Source organism: Afifella aestuarii (assembly GCF_004023665.1).
Taxonomy (GTDB): domain Bacteria; phylum Pseudomonadota; class Alphaproteobacteria; order Rhizobiales; family Afifellaceae; genus Afifella; species Afifella aestuarii.
Window position 1 is genome coordinate 39,519 of sequence record NZ_SAUF01000002.1, and the last position, 13,517, is coordinate 53,035.

A 13,517-nucleotide genomic window follows, 5' to 3' on the forward strand; every position below is an offset into this window, starting at 1 on the left:
TTGGTCCGTCGCGGCCAAGGCATCATCGTCGTCACGCGCTCTGTCAACCCTTCCGCGGCGCGCTCGGCGCGGAGCGCATGGCAGGCCGGCGCCTCGGTCCTGCAAGGCGTCGGATGAGACGGCGCGCCGGTCTCTCGAAGACGGTGAAGATCACGAAGGATTGGAGGATGGCAAGCGAGATGGCCGAAACCGCGAAAAGGACGGGATGGGTCTGCGGGTCGAGGATGTAGCGCAGATTGCCGATCGCCAGCATGTGGGTGAGGTAGAGCGAATAAGAGATGTCACCGAGTTTGCGCAGCCAATGCGTGCCGAGAAGATCTGCGGCGAGATTGCTGCGCAGGGTGAAGAAGAGAAGGAAGAAGACGGCCAACGCAATCTGCGGCTCCCACCACATGCGTGGCGTATGCCCGAACAGCCAGATGAATGGCATGGGGAAGAGAAAGGCGGTCATCACGGCGGAGGCGACGAAGCCGGCTTCGTTGAGCCTCGGCGCGAGATGGATGCGTTGGGACAGAAGCTTCGTCGCCATGCCGATGACGAAGTAATGCCCGAGATGCATGACCGGCATGGAGAAGGGCGGCAGGAGATAATAGGCGAGTGCGATCGCCAGGCAGGCGACGAGGGCGAGATTGCCCGAGACGCGGTAGAGGATCCAGAAGAGCGGGAAGAGCGCGTAGAACCGCAGCTCGACCGGGATCGTCCAAAGCACATTTTCGCCGCGCCGCAGAAGCAGGTGGTCGATGAGATCGGCGCCGTCGATGGAATAGACGAAAGGATATTCGCCACTCTTCCACCGCGTCACCGCGTAGGAGAGAAAGACCACGGCGAGGAAAAGCGGCACGACACGGGCGACGCGGGCCACAAGATATTTGTAGAGCGCAGAAGGCCGCGGTGGCGTTTCGAAATAGATATGCGCCATCAGAAAGCCCGACAGCGCAAAGAAGATCATGACACCGATCTGACCGCCGCCGCGCTGAAAATAGTCCTGCGCGATGCCCGTGGCGCTCGCCACATGCGAGAGCATGACGATGACTGCCGCTATGCCCCGCAGACCGTCGAGCGCCGGGATATGCGCCGGAACGGGGGCGGGACCTGGCCAAGGCTGGCTCTCGTCGCGGGCGGTCCGCAGGCGGTCGGACATGTCAGCCGCGCTTGCGGCCGATCAAGGTCGTGGCCGAGGCGAGTTCGAACTGGGCCGTCTCGCTCAAATCTTTGACGAAAGGCTGCTGGCGCGCCTTCCAGTAGCGGCTCGTCAGAATATCGCGCACGCTCATCTCGGCAAATTCCGGGCGCGCGTCCTCCGGCAGCCCCTGCATATAGGAGCGCAAGATCCATTGCAGCGAGCGGAACGGGTGCTGGTGGTCGTCGACGATGTGCTCGATGACCTCGATTTCCGCACCGTAGAGACGGCGATGACCTGAGCGCGTCATGTTGAAATAATGGTCCGGATAGCCGTGTTCTGGCTGCATGAAGGGGATTCCGGAAAACAGCAATCCGCCCGGCTTCAGCACACGCACGATTTCCTTTGCGCAAGTGAAGGGATCATCGACATGCTCGAGCACCGCGAGTGTCAGCACCATATCGAAGGTGTTGTCCGCGAAGGGAAGAGCCTGGCCGACGGTAAGGAGGTCCGTCGACGGATAGTCGAAGATCTCCATGTAGATCACGCCGGGCCGCTCGATCCGCTTGAAGCCGGCGCCGAAATCGAGCGCCATGAAGTCTTCGTCCCGCGCCGCGGCAAGCTGGGTTTCGAGAAGGCTCGGATAGGGATGGTCGGAAACCCCGTCGGCCTTGTCGGCAAGCTTTCCGGAGAAGCCATAAGCGGGATCGAGCATATTGACGGCGCCGAAGGGTGGAAGCGGCGTGGAAAAGCCAGCCTGCGGAAAGACAAGAGCCTCGTCTTTCTCCACCCCGGCTTCACGGCTCTGCCAGTGCCGCAGATGGTGGACGAGCCAGTCCCGCTTGCGAAGTTTGGCAGAACGCGCCGCTGCGACGGTGTCGGCAAGATCGGGCGCGATCGTGACCTCAAGCGCGCCGGCCGGATTGCCATCCACTTCCGCAATGAGGGGCAATGGCGCGTTCAGAGCTTTCGCGTCGAGCCGCGTGAGATCGACATAGGCCCGAAAGCCGATCCCGCCTTGCCCGAGATCGGGGCGCGCTACCTTGCTGACACCAAGCGGCACGCCGGCAAGTCTGAGATCAAGAGGTCCCTCGGAGGCATGTGCAACCCATCCCTCGAACACGTCATAAGGCGTGGAGAGCTCGGCAGTTGGGTGGCTGTCGAGGTGGATCATGGGGGCGCCTATACGAGTTGCGTGACGATCTTGTCCAGGCGAGATGATCCTCGTCACTGAGGTCGGCAGCGTTTGGCACGAATCTCTCATCGTTTCGCCGCAATATCGTCCGAAACGCTGTGCTTGTGAGACTTCGTTAGCATGTGCTAGCTGATAATCTATCCCAGATGCTATTGCAGGCATGGGTTTGAATAGAGGCGGTCTGGCATGCGACGGTGGCCGCTTTCCGGCGGCCAGGAACGACCCGGGACGCGGGTTTGGTTTCGGGAGTCTCCTTTCCATCTTGCGGAAAGCCGCTGACGGCTTCCGCAACGGGTGTTCGGCAGCGCAATGACAGAACTTGACCACGCGACCTCCAGTGTCCGCCGCGCCTTTATTGGCGTGTTCATCATGAGCGGGATCACCTCCGTTCTGATGCTGGCGCTGCCGTTTTACATGATGCAGGTGTTTCAGCGGGTGCTGCCGAGCCGCAGCGAGGAAACGCTCATCGCGCTTTCGATCCTCGCCTTCATCGCTTTTGCGACCTACGGCATTTTCGAGGCGTTGCGCATGGCGGTCCTGGCGCGGGCGGCCGCGCGATACGAAGCCATGCTCGCAGGGCCAGTCGTTTACGCGCATTTCCTGGATGGCAGCCGCGATGCGTCCTCCGGCATGGAGCTCATGCAGGATGTGCGGCAGGTGAAGACCTTCATCGGCTCGCGCGCGCTGGCCGCGGTGGCCGAGGCTCCGTTCATCCCGATCTTCGTCGCTGTCCTCTTCATGGTCGACATTGCGCTCGGGATTTTGATCACTTGCGGCATGGTGGTGATGGTCGTCGTCGCCATCCTCCAGCAGCGCGCCATGAAGCGCGGCATCGAAGTGCAGAACGACGCCCAGCGCGGCGCCAACCGGATCCTGCAATCGCATATCGAACAATCCGAAACGGTACGCGTCCTCGGCCTGCAGAAGACGGCGATCGCGCGCTGGGGCAGCCTCAATGCGCGCGGCCTCACCGCTTTCGTCAATCTGCAGACGGTCGGTGCGCTCTTCGGCGGCTTTTCCCGCTTCATGCGCTTCAGCCTGCAGGCCTCGATCCTCGGCGTCGGCGCCTTTCTGGCGCTCGAGGGCGATGTCGCGGCGGTGGTCGTCTTCGCCTGCATGATGCTCGGTGGGCGGGCCCTCGCGCCGCTCGACGGCCTCGTCGGTTCGTGGAGCGCGCTGACGAACGCCTGGTCCGCTCATAACCGCGTCCGCGATGCGCTGATCGGCTTTTATGTCGAGCCGGAAAGGACGGCCCTGCCGGAGCCCAAGGGCAATTTCATGGTCGAGAAGCTCGTCTTCGGCGTGCGCGGCTCCGACGAGGCGATTATCAAGCGCATCTCCTTTGGCATCGAAGCCGGCGAGACCATCGGCATCATCGGACCGAGCGGCGCCGGCAAATCGACGCTTCTGCGCCTGCTTGCCGGCGGGCTGATGCCGAATGCCGGCCATGTGCGTCTGGACGGCGCCGACATGCGCAACTGGAACCGCATCCAGCTCGGCGAATATATGGGCTACGTGCCGCAAGCGGTCGATTTCTTCCCCGGCACGATCGGTGAGAACATCGCCCGTTTCGACCCCGACGCGTCGGACACCGACATCGTCGAGGCGGCGCAGCAGGCGGGCATTCACGAGATGATCCTGCGCTTCCCGCGCGCTTACGACACGCGCATCGGCACGGGCGGGATGCAGCCGTCGGGCGGCCAGAAGCAGCTGATTGCGCTCGCCCGCGCGCTTTACCGCAATCCGCGGCTCATCTTCCTCGACGAGCCCAATTCCAATCTCGACCAGGAGGGTGACCACATTCTTCTGGGCGCGGTGAGCCGCGCTAAGGCGCGTGGGGCCACCATCATCCTCGTGACGCAGCGCCCGGTGCTGCTGCAGGTCGTCGACCGCGTGCTCTTGATGAAGAACGGCACGATCGAGAATTACGGGCCGCGCCAGGAAGTTCTGCCTAAGGTGGTGAAGCCGGCGAGCGTGGAACGGCGGCCCGTGCGCCAGATCCAGCAGCCGAAAGGCGCCGAGGAGGCGAACGACAAGACGGACGGCCAGGTCGCGGCCGGCGCGGGAGGGTCCGCATCGTGAAGGAATTGCAGGCGATCGGCATGTACGGCAAGCCGGCCCCAACGGCCCGCAAGCCTCGCAAGGACGACGAGCCCTTCTACCATGCCTGGCATCACGAAGTGCCGTTGAAGCTGACGCGCGCCTACCGGCTCGCCATCATCGCCATGTTCTGCTTCGTCGGGCTTGGCACCTATTGGGCTGTCTCCGCCCCGATCGACGGCGCCTTCATGGCCGATGGCCGCCTGGTGGCGCAGGGCAAGAACCGCATCGTGGAGCATCTGGAAGGCGGCATCGTCAACGAGGTGCTGGTCAAAGAGGGCGAGCAGGTGAAGGCGGGCGACCTTCTGGCCCGCATCGATGTGACGAGCGCGGAGGCGAAGCTTGCGACCGCGCAGATGCAGCGCGACGTCGCCCGGGTGAAGCTTGCCCGCTATCTCGCCGAGCAGCGGGGCGACGACAAGATCGTCCTGCCGCCGGATCTGGAGCGGCGCATCGCCGAAGAGCCGGAGCTCGCCGACACGGCGAGTTCGCAGCGCGAGGAATTCGAAGCCAAGACGGCGGAGATGACGTCGCTGAAAACGATCCTCAACCAGCGCATCGACAACAATCAGCAGCTCCTCGACAATCTGAAAGAGATGCTGACGGAGCGGCGCGATCGCGTAGAGGCGACGCAGGAAGAGGTGCGCGTTTCGAGCGATCTTCTTGAAAAGGGCCTGACGACGCGCGATCGTAATTTTGCGCTCAACCGCCAGCTCGCGTCCGACCAGGACAACGTCCGTCAGACGCTCATTCAGATGGACGACAAGCGCTCCACCATCAATGAGACGCAGGAACAGCTGAACCGGGCTCTGTCGCAGCGGGCAAACGAGGTCGCCCAGCAGATCACGGATCTGCGCTCCAACATCTTCGAGCTCTCCTCGAATATCCGCTATTTTTCCGATGTGACGAAGCGTTCGGAAGTGCGCGCGCCGGTTTCCGGCACGATCGTGAATGTCGCCGTCAACACGCAGGACCAGGTGATCAAGCCGGGTGATCCGATCTTCGAGATCTTGCCGGAAGGCGTGCCGATGAGCATCGAGGCGATGGTCGACCCGCATTACATCGATTCCGTGCACCAGGGTCAGCACGTCTCGATCCGCTTCCCCTCGCGCGAGCGCTCCAAGGCGATCCAGATTCTCGACGGCGAGGTGAGCTACATTTCGCCGGACAGCGAGCAGGACGAAAAGACCGGCCGCTATTTCTACAAGGTGCGCGCCTCCGTCGATCCGGAGAGCCTGAAAGAGTACGGCAAGGTCATGCCGGGCAATGTGGGACAGGTGTATTTCGAGCTCGAAAACAAGACCTTCCTGGAATATCTGATCGAGCCCTATCAGGACATGCGCGACAAGGCCTTCGTCGGCTGAGCTGCGCGCAGACACGAGAAGAAGCCCGAAGACGGGCGACCGGAGCGGGGCCGGGGGGAGAGAATGGGCGAGAGCGAGACGCCGGGCATGCTGGCCGACAGGCTTGCGGCGCAGCTGCCGATCACGGCGCGCCGCGTCCTCCTCGCCGGGCGGCCCGTACCGGGGCTCGAGGTGCTGCTGCGGGCCCGCAACCCAAAAATCGAGATCGACCGCGCGGACAGCGCCACGCCCGCTGCGGACATGCCGGGCGATGCTTCCAGCTGTGAGACGGGCCCCTATGATGCCGCCGCACTTGCCGCCGACACGCCCGATGAGGCGGAAGCCGCGCTGAAGGCGCTGGCGCCGCGCGTGCGCGACGAGGGTGTCTGCGCGCTCCTCGTGCCAAACCGGTTTTTCTGGCCGCGGTTGCAGGCCTTCCTCGCCGGCAAGAACGATGGCGCCAGAGCCGGTTTCGATCCCGAAGAGCTGCAGGAGATGGCGAAACGCGCCGGAGCGCCACTTGCACGCATCGTCGCCATCCAGGCGGGACCAGGGCTCAGCGAAGAGACGGCAAAGGCCGTGCGGCCGCTCTGCGCCGCGCTGAAGGTCGATGGAGAGACCGCGCTCCGGCGGCTCGCGGCATCGCATTTCACCGCCCAGACGCGCCCGCGCCGAGTGCCGGACAGGATTATCCGCTTCACCGGCAAGACGCTCGCTTCAAAGCCCGACGCGATGGCAATCGTCCGCATGCAGGCGCCGCTTGCAGCACTTGGCACGCTGCCCGTGTTCATGATCGACGATCTCGGCCCCACGCCCAAACGCCCGAGCCAGGGGACACGCGACGTCTTCGTCTGGCAGCGGCCGATCCTGACGCGCGAGGAATCGCTTCCCGTCTACAGACAGATTCTCGAAACCCACAAGCTCTTCGTTGTGGAGTTCGACGATCATCCGATGCGCTGGCCCGTGATCGCGGAAAACGGCCACCTCACCTTCCGCTCCGCGCATGCCGTCAGAACCTCGACGGAAACGCTCGCCAAGATCATCCGGGAGTGGAATCCGAACGTCTTTGTCTCGCCCAACCAGATCGAGGCTCTGCCGCCGTTTCGGCCCGTCGAGTCCCGGCAGGGGCCGGTCAGGCTTCTCTTTGCCGCGCTCAACCGCAAAGAGGATTGGGCCCCCTATATCGATGCCGTCAACGAGGTCGTCTCCCGCTATGGACCGGACAGGCTTCGCGTCGACGTCGTCTTCGACCGTGCGTTTTACGAGGCGGTGAAGGCGGAGGACAAGCGTTACCAGCCGGTTCTGCCGTTCAGGGAATACAAGTCGCTCCTGTCGAAGGCGGATATCGCCTGGCTGCCGCTCGAAGACAATCTCTTCAACCGCTGCAAGAGCGACCTGAAGTTCATCGAGTGCGGTGCTTATTCCGTCGCCGTCGTCGCGAGCCCGGTGATTTATGGCGATGTCGTCCGCCATGGCGAGACGGGGCTTCTCTACAAATCGGCGAAACAGCTCCGCGAGCATCTGCGGGCCCTGATCGACGATCGCGAGCGGCGCGGAAAAATCGCCCGGGCGGCCTATGACGAAGTTGCGTCACGGCGCTTGCGCACCTACCACGCGAGCGGCGAGGCTGCATGGTACGCAGGCCTGTTGCAAAATCACGAAGCGCTCGAGGCCGAGCGCGTCGCGCGCCTGCGCGGTGAGCCGGCCTGGGGTGAACCACAAACCGAGACGGCCTAGAGGGTGGACGACGTTATGACCGAAGATCTTTCCTGGCTTTATTCGCCGGCCGTCTTTCAGGTGCCTGAGCGGATCGGAGCCTCAGGCTGGCTGGAGCACACGCCCTTCGCCTTCTGGCTCATCGACAAGCTGCGCCCGGAGCGCCTCGTCGAACTCGGCACGCATACCGGCATTTCGTTCTGTGCCTTCAATCAGGCGATCAAGCAGCTTGGCACGGCAACCGCCTGCCACGCGGTCGACACCTGGCAGGGTGACCAGCACGCCGGCTATTACGGCGACAACATCTACAACGAGCTGGCGCGTTACAACGAGGATCGCTACGGCAGCTTCGCGACCTTGATCCGGGCCCGCTTCGACGAGGCGCTCGCGCATTTCGACGACGGCGCCATCGATCTTCTGCATATCGACGGGCTTCACACCTACGAGGCCGTCGCGCACGACCACAAGACCTGGCTGCCGAAGGTGAAGGAGGGGGGCGTCATCCTCTTTCACGACACCAATGTCCGCAGGGGCGATTTCGGCGTGCACCGCTATTGGGCGGAGATCGCCGAGGGGGCGCATGCGTTCGAGTTCTTGCATGGCTTTGGCCTCGGCGTGCTCGTCAAGGGCGAGCCGCGGAACGAAGCGATGGCCGCGCTCTGCGCGGCCCGCCACGACCCGGAGGCGACGAGCGCCGTACGCCGTACGTTCGGCTTCCTGGGCGGGGCCGTGACGAACCGCTTGAAACTCGCGATGGCGGCGAAGAAGGCTCCGGCGCAAGCGCGTCAGGCCTGAACCGGCGCGAGACTGAAAGCGCCGGCGAGCCGTCAGGCGGACGCCGCTTCGCCCTTCCGGCCCAGAAAGCCGCCGGGATTGAGCGTCAAAAGATGCCGTTCGCGCTGCGTATCGAGCTCGAAACGGTCGTCTGTGGCGAGGAAGTCCTTGATCGCTTCCTGCGGCCCGGGGCCGTGCTCGGGAAAGACGGGATGGCCGTTGACGTTGCCGTCCTCGACGATCAGGTAGCAGCCTGAGCTGACCAGGGGCGCATAAAGCTCCAATTCCCGACGGACATGCGCGGCCCGGTGGTCTGAATCGAGGATGACCATCACGCGCATATCGGGCCGGATGATGTTCTTCACCTGCTCCACGATCGCGGCATCGGTGCTCGATCCCGTGAGATAGGTGATCAGATTGTGTTTGGGCGGATCGTCCGGCGCGTTGATGTCGATGGTCACGATGCGGCCGTTTCCGACGAGCTGACAGATGGTCGCCAGGAAGAAGGCGCTGCCGCCGAACTTCGTCCCGCATTCGATGATGAGATCAGGCTGCGTCTCGGTGATGATCTCCTGATAGGTGATCATGTCCATCGGGCATTTCAGAACCCGGTGACCGAGCCAGCTCACCTCGGACGGCGCGGTCGCTTTGGAGAAAAGGCGCCGGTAATAGAGCCGATGAAAGCGGTCGGTGGTCGCCTGCTCCTCCGGCGTCAGCGGCGGAAACCGCCGTGTCGGGAAATACCGGCCGCGTTTGAAACCGAAGAAAAAAACATTGATTTGCTCGAGCGAGATCGAAAGCCCATGAGCTCGTCTCCTCTGCGTTCTGCATAAAAAAAGGGGCGCCGAAGCGCCCCTTCCGATCAACATGACCCCGGAGGGATCAGACGTAGTTGATGTCGTCCGAAAGGTTGAACGTGCTTGTATCTTCGAGAACTACGGTCAGCGTGTCGCCGTCACCATCAGTGATGGTGAGGACATAGTCATCGCCATCCGCGGTTGCGGACACCGTGTCGCCGGAGTCCAGCTGCAGGACGTCGTTCCCATCCGCATCGAAGTCGGTGATGGTGATCGTGTCGGTCGAACCAGAGCCGGAACCGAAATCCGCGGTGAAGTCGAAGACATCATCGCCGGCGCCGCCGGTGACCGTGGCATCGCCGAACTCGGCAGCCGCACCACTGATCGTATCAGCGCCTTCACCGCCGAAGGCAACCACAGAGTCTTCCAGTGTGATCGCGTCGTCGCCGGAGCCGCCGTAGATCGTGTCGGCATCAGCACCAATGATGGTGTCGTCACCGTCGTTACCGCCGATCTCGTTCGAGCCGCCGGAGCCGCCGATCGAGTCACCGCCGGCGCCGCCATAAATGACGTTGTCGCTGCCGCCAGCAACGATCGAGTCGGCATCGGCACCACCGAAGGCAGTGTCGTCGCCGTCGAGCGTGATCGTGTCGACGCCCGCGCCGCCGTAGATCTCGTCGGCTTCGCCGCCGCCGATGATCTCGTCGGAGCCTTCGCCGCCGTAGATCGTATCGGCACCTGCGTCACCGATAAGGCTGTCTGCGCCGTCACCGCCGCCGATCTCACCACCGGTTGCTGCTGCGGTAACCGTATCGGCACCTTCGCCACCGAAGGCTTCACCGCCGACCAGCACGTCGTCGCCAGCACCGCCGAGGATCAGGTCCTCTGCACCACCGGTCAGGCTGTCGTCGCCGTCGGCACCAAACACCGTGTCGGCATCCGTATCACCGCTGGTGTCGATGGTCTCATCGCCAGCGCCGGCGTAGATGATGTCAGCGCCGTCGCCATCCGTGATGACATCGGTTTCAGCACCGCCATAAATGGTGTCGGCGCCGTCGCCGCCGAGGATGCTGTCTGCACCGTCGCCGCCGCCGAGAATGAAGCTGAGCGACGAGCCGCTAGCGTTCAGCGTGTCGGCGCCTTCGCCGCCGTAGATCTCGGAGATTCCGCCCGTCACGCCGAAGCCGCCGGCGTCAGCCGTGAAGTCGATCTGGTCGTCGCCTTCGCCGCCGATGACGGTATCACCAACACCGTCGTTCGCGCCGACGATGGAATCACCGCCGTCGCCACCGTAAATGATGTCGGATTCGGCACCATCGGTGAGGGTGTCGGCGCCGGCCAGGCCGTAGATCGTATCCTGTTCGCTGGTGCCGTTAATCTGATCGGCGCCAGACGTGCCAGTAAGTGTAGCCATGTGTGTCTCTCCAGTAGAGCTTCAAAACACGCGCGTGTGTTGTATCCCCATCCCCACGCCATGTTTGCGCCGCGGCGGAGGGTAACGCGGACCGCAGCTTATTGCGGAGGCCCCTATCGGTGTCAACCTGCGAAAGCCACGGCGGATAAATTTCCGCGGGGGTTGCTAAAATGCAATTGTCGCGTCGTAGAAAGGGCTTAAGTGAAAACGCCAGCTCGGGAAAGCTTCTTTTAAAGAAACTTAAGAGTACCTGAAAAGAATGGTCGCGCCTTTGCCTGTCGGCGGGCGCCTCTCGTGCGGCGCGGCAGGTTTCGGGCCAGCCTTTGCAGAGCTGTTGTGGTACGCCGCGGTTTCCTTCGCCCATTCGCCGCCGCTGGTGTCGCCCGACGGGCGGATGACGTCTCTGCGCTTCCCTAAGTCCTTGGAAAACAAACGTGTGGAGCGCGGTTCTCGGCGTGTGGCAGATGCGACACGTCTTTCGCCGGTCTGTCGCTGATGCAAGGCGGCGGGGCGTCGCAGGACCTGCCGATCCGGCGATCTGGCTCTTGAGAGCCTGTGGAGCGATGGCCCGGCGGGACCGCGGCGCCCCCGCTCTCCCGAAGGGCGGCGGCCCGTGCGGCCTTCCGCTGCGCCATCCCTGAGGCCGGCCTGCGGCTCAACATCTCGCCGGTGCGTTGGCGCGGAAGTGTTGCCCGTCTGCATCATGTCAAGCGGCAGGCGCAGGCGGCTTTTCCGCCGTTTCGGGTGCCTTGTCGGCGGTGTTTTCAGCGCGCCGCGCACGCCTCTGCGATTCTTAAGACCGCCTCCGCCTCGATCCGCCAGTTGGGATGGGCCGGTGCCGGGCCCGGCGACACGATCTCACCGCGCAGGAAGCCATGGGCGAGGCCGAGGCTGCGATAAAGGCTCTGATGCATGGGACGGAAGCCGCCATGCGGCTCGAGCTCCAGGATCGTCGTGCCCGGCCGGCAGAAGACGCAGTTGAAGAGGCCGGAGCCCGACGGGCCGATGACGACCTCGGCTTCCTGGAAGGCCGCGATGCGGGCGCCGAGCGGCAGGGTCTCGGGCCGGATCTCCTCAAAGCCGAGGGTGCCGAGGCGGGTGACGATCTCGTCCTCGTTCATAAGAATGCGCCGCGGTGCCGTCTTCGACCAGCTTCGGCGCGAGATATAAAGCCGGCGCCCGGCGCCGCGCGCCGAGGATGCGGGGCCGGCCAGCCGCGCCGCAAAGCCCGTGAGAGCCCGGCGCAGCGCGGACGGAAACACGTTGCCGGGGGCGGCAAGCGAAGGGGCGAGACAATCGGCAAGCGGCGTGATCGCCGTGACGTCCTGCGCGATGACGTCCCGTCCGGGCGCGGCGGCCGCCACGATCTCGCGCATCCACTCCGCCTCCATCGGCATGAGGAGCGCGCGCCCCGCCGCTTCGGGGATCTCATCGAGGAGCAGGAGCTTCGGCAGGATGCGGAAAAGCCAGGAGCCGTAGTTGCGCGATTCGGTCGAGCCGAGTGCGACCACCGGGGTTTCGATCGGCGGCGCAAGGTGGGCGTCGGCCGAGATGCCGAGCCTTTCGCCGGCACGGCTCACCCCGTGCGTCATGCGGAATTCGCGTGGAAAGGCCGACAGCGGGCGAGACTGATCGAAGAAGGGCGCGGGGAGAAGGAGAACGTCGTTGACGAGGACGGGCTCCGCCGCGCCGCTCTCGGCGATGTCCGGATCTCCCGGATCGATCAGCGCCCGCTGACCGGCGAGAAGGACGTTCTTTCCCGCAACGACATAGCGCGGCCGCGCCTGAAGCGGTTGGCGCTCGATCTCCGTTTCGGGTGGCGCACCGAGGGCAAGCCGCGGCCCCTCATCGCCGAGCGGTGCGGCGCCCGCAACGGCCTTGGCCCGCAGCCGCGGCGAGAGCGGATACCAGATGCCGGGCTGCGCCCAGAGATCGGGCGCCCGCACCGGCGCGACCTCGCGCCCGGCAAGGCCGCGCAAGATGGCTGCGGCATTCTCAGCCACGTGTGCGGCCATCCGGATCCTGCGTCCGCTCGGCCTCCAGCTTTTCGATGCGTGTCCGCAAGGCCTGCAACGTCCTCTCCTGGCGGGAGACGAGATCGACGAGCCGGGCCGTCACATGTTCGGCGTCGCGCGCCTCGGCCCCGGCGGACGCTTCCGCCTCCTCGATCGGCGCATCCGCCTCGTCGATGACGGCGAGCCCCGTCCTGTCCGGCATGAAGCGGGCGAGGATCTCCTGGTTGCGCACTTCGTAGCGGCGGCGCACGAGATCGAAGAGGCTTTTTGGCAGCTTCAGCTTTTCCGCGCCGTCGCCGGAACGGCCCATCGTCAAAACGTCGATCGGCCGGTCGTCGTCGAGGCTCTCGAAGAGGCCAGAATGGCGGGAGAGAAAGCGCAGCAGCCGTGCGTCCGGGCTGACATTCTCATTGGCGACCGGGGCGAGGCCTTCGGCCGGCGTTTTGAGGAACTCCGCGAAATCGGCGAAGAGATCGCCGCGCGTCAGAAATCGCGGATCGAGAAAGCGCAGGTGGAGCGCGTCTTCGCCGGCGAGCCCGCTCCATTCGGTGATCGTCGCTTCATAATCGGGAAGCCCGGAGTTCATCCGGTAGGCGATGAATTCCGGCAGAGACAGCCCGCGCTTCAGCCCCCATTGCCGCCAGGCGGCGAGAAGCACGCGGTCCTGCCGGCGGATGTAATAGGCGACGCGCACCGAGATCTCGCCGAGAAGCGGGACGAAGAGCGCCGCATGGCCGGGATTGAAAAGGATCTCGGTGGAGAGAACGAAGCGGGCGTCGGGCGCCGTAATCGCCGCCATCCTGGTGCGCAGATGGTCCGCAAAAGCCTCGGGCGCGATCCCGGCATTGGCGCGGAAATAATGCAGCGGATTGCCGGAGACTTTGTTGTGCGGATCGAAGCCGAGATCCCCGCCGGCGACAAAGAGACCCCGGCGCGCAAGCTCCTCCGCATTGCGGGCGAGAAACGCCTGGAGCGTCGATGAACCGGTCTTCGGGTGGCCGATATGCAGAAGAAGTTCGCGCATCAGGAGCGGTTTTCCGGGT

Annotated in this window: 10 protein-coding genes; 4 read left to right on the forward strand and 6 right to left on the reverse strand. The window is 64.3% G+C overall.

Annotation, left to right across the window (positions count from 1 at the left end; genetic code table 11):
- Positions 1–43: 43 nt before the first annotated feature.
- Together EO094_RS08575 and EO094_RS08580 are read right to left on the reverse strand one after the other, a co-directional pair.
- Entirely contained in the window at positions 44–1,141 is a 1,098-nt protein-coding gene (locus tag EO094_RS08575; RefSeq protein ID WP_128291919.1) for an acyltransferase family protein, read from the reverse strand.
- A 1-nt stretch (position 1,142) separates the two neighbouring features.
- Complete coding sequence (locus EO094_RS08580) at positions 1,143–2,294, reverse strand: class I SAM-dependent methyltransferase (protein ID WP_164879598.1); 1,152 nt, start codon at positions 2,292–2,294, stop codon at positions 1,143–1,145.
- 330 nt (positions 2,295–2,624) lie between these two features.
- Here EO094_RS08580 and EO094_RS08585 point away from each other — a divergent pair, with 330 nt between their 5' ends.
- The 4 genes from EO094_RS08585 (at position 2,625) to EO094_RS08600 (ending at position 8,269) form a co-directional block, all read left to right on the forward strand.
- Positions 2,625–4,397, forward strand: a complete 1,773-nt coding sequence (locus tag EO094_RS08585; protein WP_128291921.1) for a type I secretion system permease/ATPase — start codon at positions 2,625–2,627, stop codon at positions 4,395–4,397.
- Complete coding sequence (locus EO094_RS08590; protein ID WP_128291922.1) at positions 4,394–5,779, forward strand: HlyD family type I secretion periplasmic adaptor subunit; 1,386 nt, start codon at positions 4,394–4,396, stop codon at positions 5,777–5,779. Before EO094_RS08585 ends, EO094_RS08590 begins: the two co-directional genes overlap by 4 nt.
- Before the next feature lie 63 nt (positions 5,780–5,842).
- The gene (locus tag EO094_RS08595) at positions 5,843–7,495 is read left to right on the forward strand and encodes a glycosyltransferase family protein (protein ID WP_128291923.1); all 1,653 of its coding nucleotides are present in this window, start codon (positions 5,843–5,845) and stop codon (positions 7,493–7,495) included.
- Between the two features lie 15 nt (positions 7,496–7,510).
- Positions 7,511–8,269, forward strand: a complete 759-nt coding sequence (locus tag EO094_RS08600) for a class I SAM-dependent methyltransferase (RefSeq protein WP_128291924.1) — start codon at positions 7,511–7,513, stop codon at positions 8,267–8,269.
- Between the two features lie 32 nt (positions 8,270–8,301).
- Here EO094_RS08600 and EO094_RS08605 read toward each other — a convergent pair whose 3' ends face one another.
- The 4 genes from EO094_RS08605 to EO094_RS08620 form a co-directional block, all read right to left on the reverse strand.
- Positions 8,302–9,117, reverse strand: coding sequence for a CmcI family methyltransferase (locus tag EO094_RS08605; RefSeq protein WP_128291925.1), 816 nt, complete (start codon positions 9,115–9,117; stop codon positions 8,302–8,304).
- 13 nt (positions 9,118–9,130) lie between these two features.
- On the reverse strand, positions 9,131–10,459 hold the full coding sequence (locus tag EO094_RS08610) for a calcium-binding protein (RefSeq protein ID WP_128291926.1): 1,329 nt from the start codon (positions 10,457–10,459) through the stop codon (positions 9,131–9,133).
- Between the two features lie 764 nt (positions 10,460–11,223).
- Complete coding sequence (locus tag EO094_RS08615) at positions 11,224–12,462, reverse strand: glycosyltransferase family 61 protein (RefSeq protein WP_164879600.1); 1,239 nt, start codon at positions 12,460–12,462, stop codon at positions 11,224–11,226.
- A complete protein-coding gene (locus EO094_RS08620; protein ID WP_128291928.1) occupies positions 12,455–13,498 on the reverse strand; it encodes a hypothetical protein in 1,044 nt (347 codons plus the stop codon). The genes EO094_RS08615 and EO094_RS08620 overlap by 8 nt, the downstream gene beginning before the upstream one ends.
- Positions 13,499–13,517: the final 19 nt, after the last annotated feature.

Bases quoted from the DNA above. Each gene is read 5' to 3' on its own strand.
- EO094_RS08575 (WP_128291919.1), bottom strand. From the start codon at position 1,141: ATGTCCGACCGCCTGCGGACCGCCCGCGACGAGAGCCAGCCTTGGCCA.
- EO094_RS08580 (WP_164879598.1), bottom strand. From the start codon at position 2,294: ATGATCCACCTCGACAGCCACCCAACTGCCGAGCTCTCCACGCCTTAT.
- EO094_RS08585 (WP_128291921.1), top strand. From the start codon at position 2,625: ATGACAGAACTTGACCACGCGACCTCCAGTGTCCGCCGCGCCTTTATT.
- EO094_RS08595 (WP_128291923.1), top strand. From the start codon at position 5,843: ATGGGCGAGAGCGAGACGCCGGGCATGCTGGCCGACAGGCTTGCGGCG.
- EO094_RS08600 (WP_128291924.1), top strand. From the start codon at position 7,511: ATGACCGAAGATCTTTCCTGGCTTTATTCGCCGGCCGTCTTTCAGGTG.
- EO094_RS08605 (WP_128291925.1), bottom strand. From the start codon at position 9,117: ATGTTGATCGGAAGGGGCGCTTCGGCGCCCCTTTTTTTATGCAGAACG.
- EO094_RS08610 (WP_128291926.1), bottom strand. From the start codon at position 10,459: ATGGCTACACTTACTGGCACGTCTGGCGCCGATCAGATTAACGGCACC.
- EO094_RS08620 (WP_128291928.1), bottom strand. From the start codon at position 13,498: ATGCGCGAACTTCTTCTGCATATCGGCCACCCGAAGACCGGTTCATCG.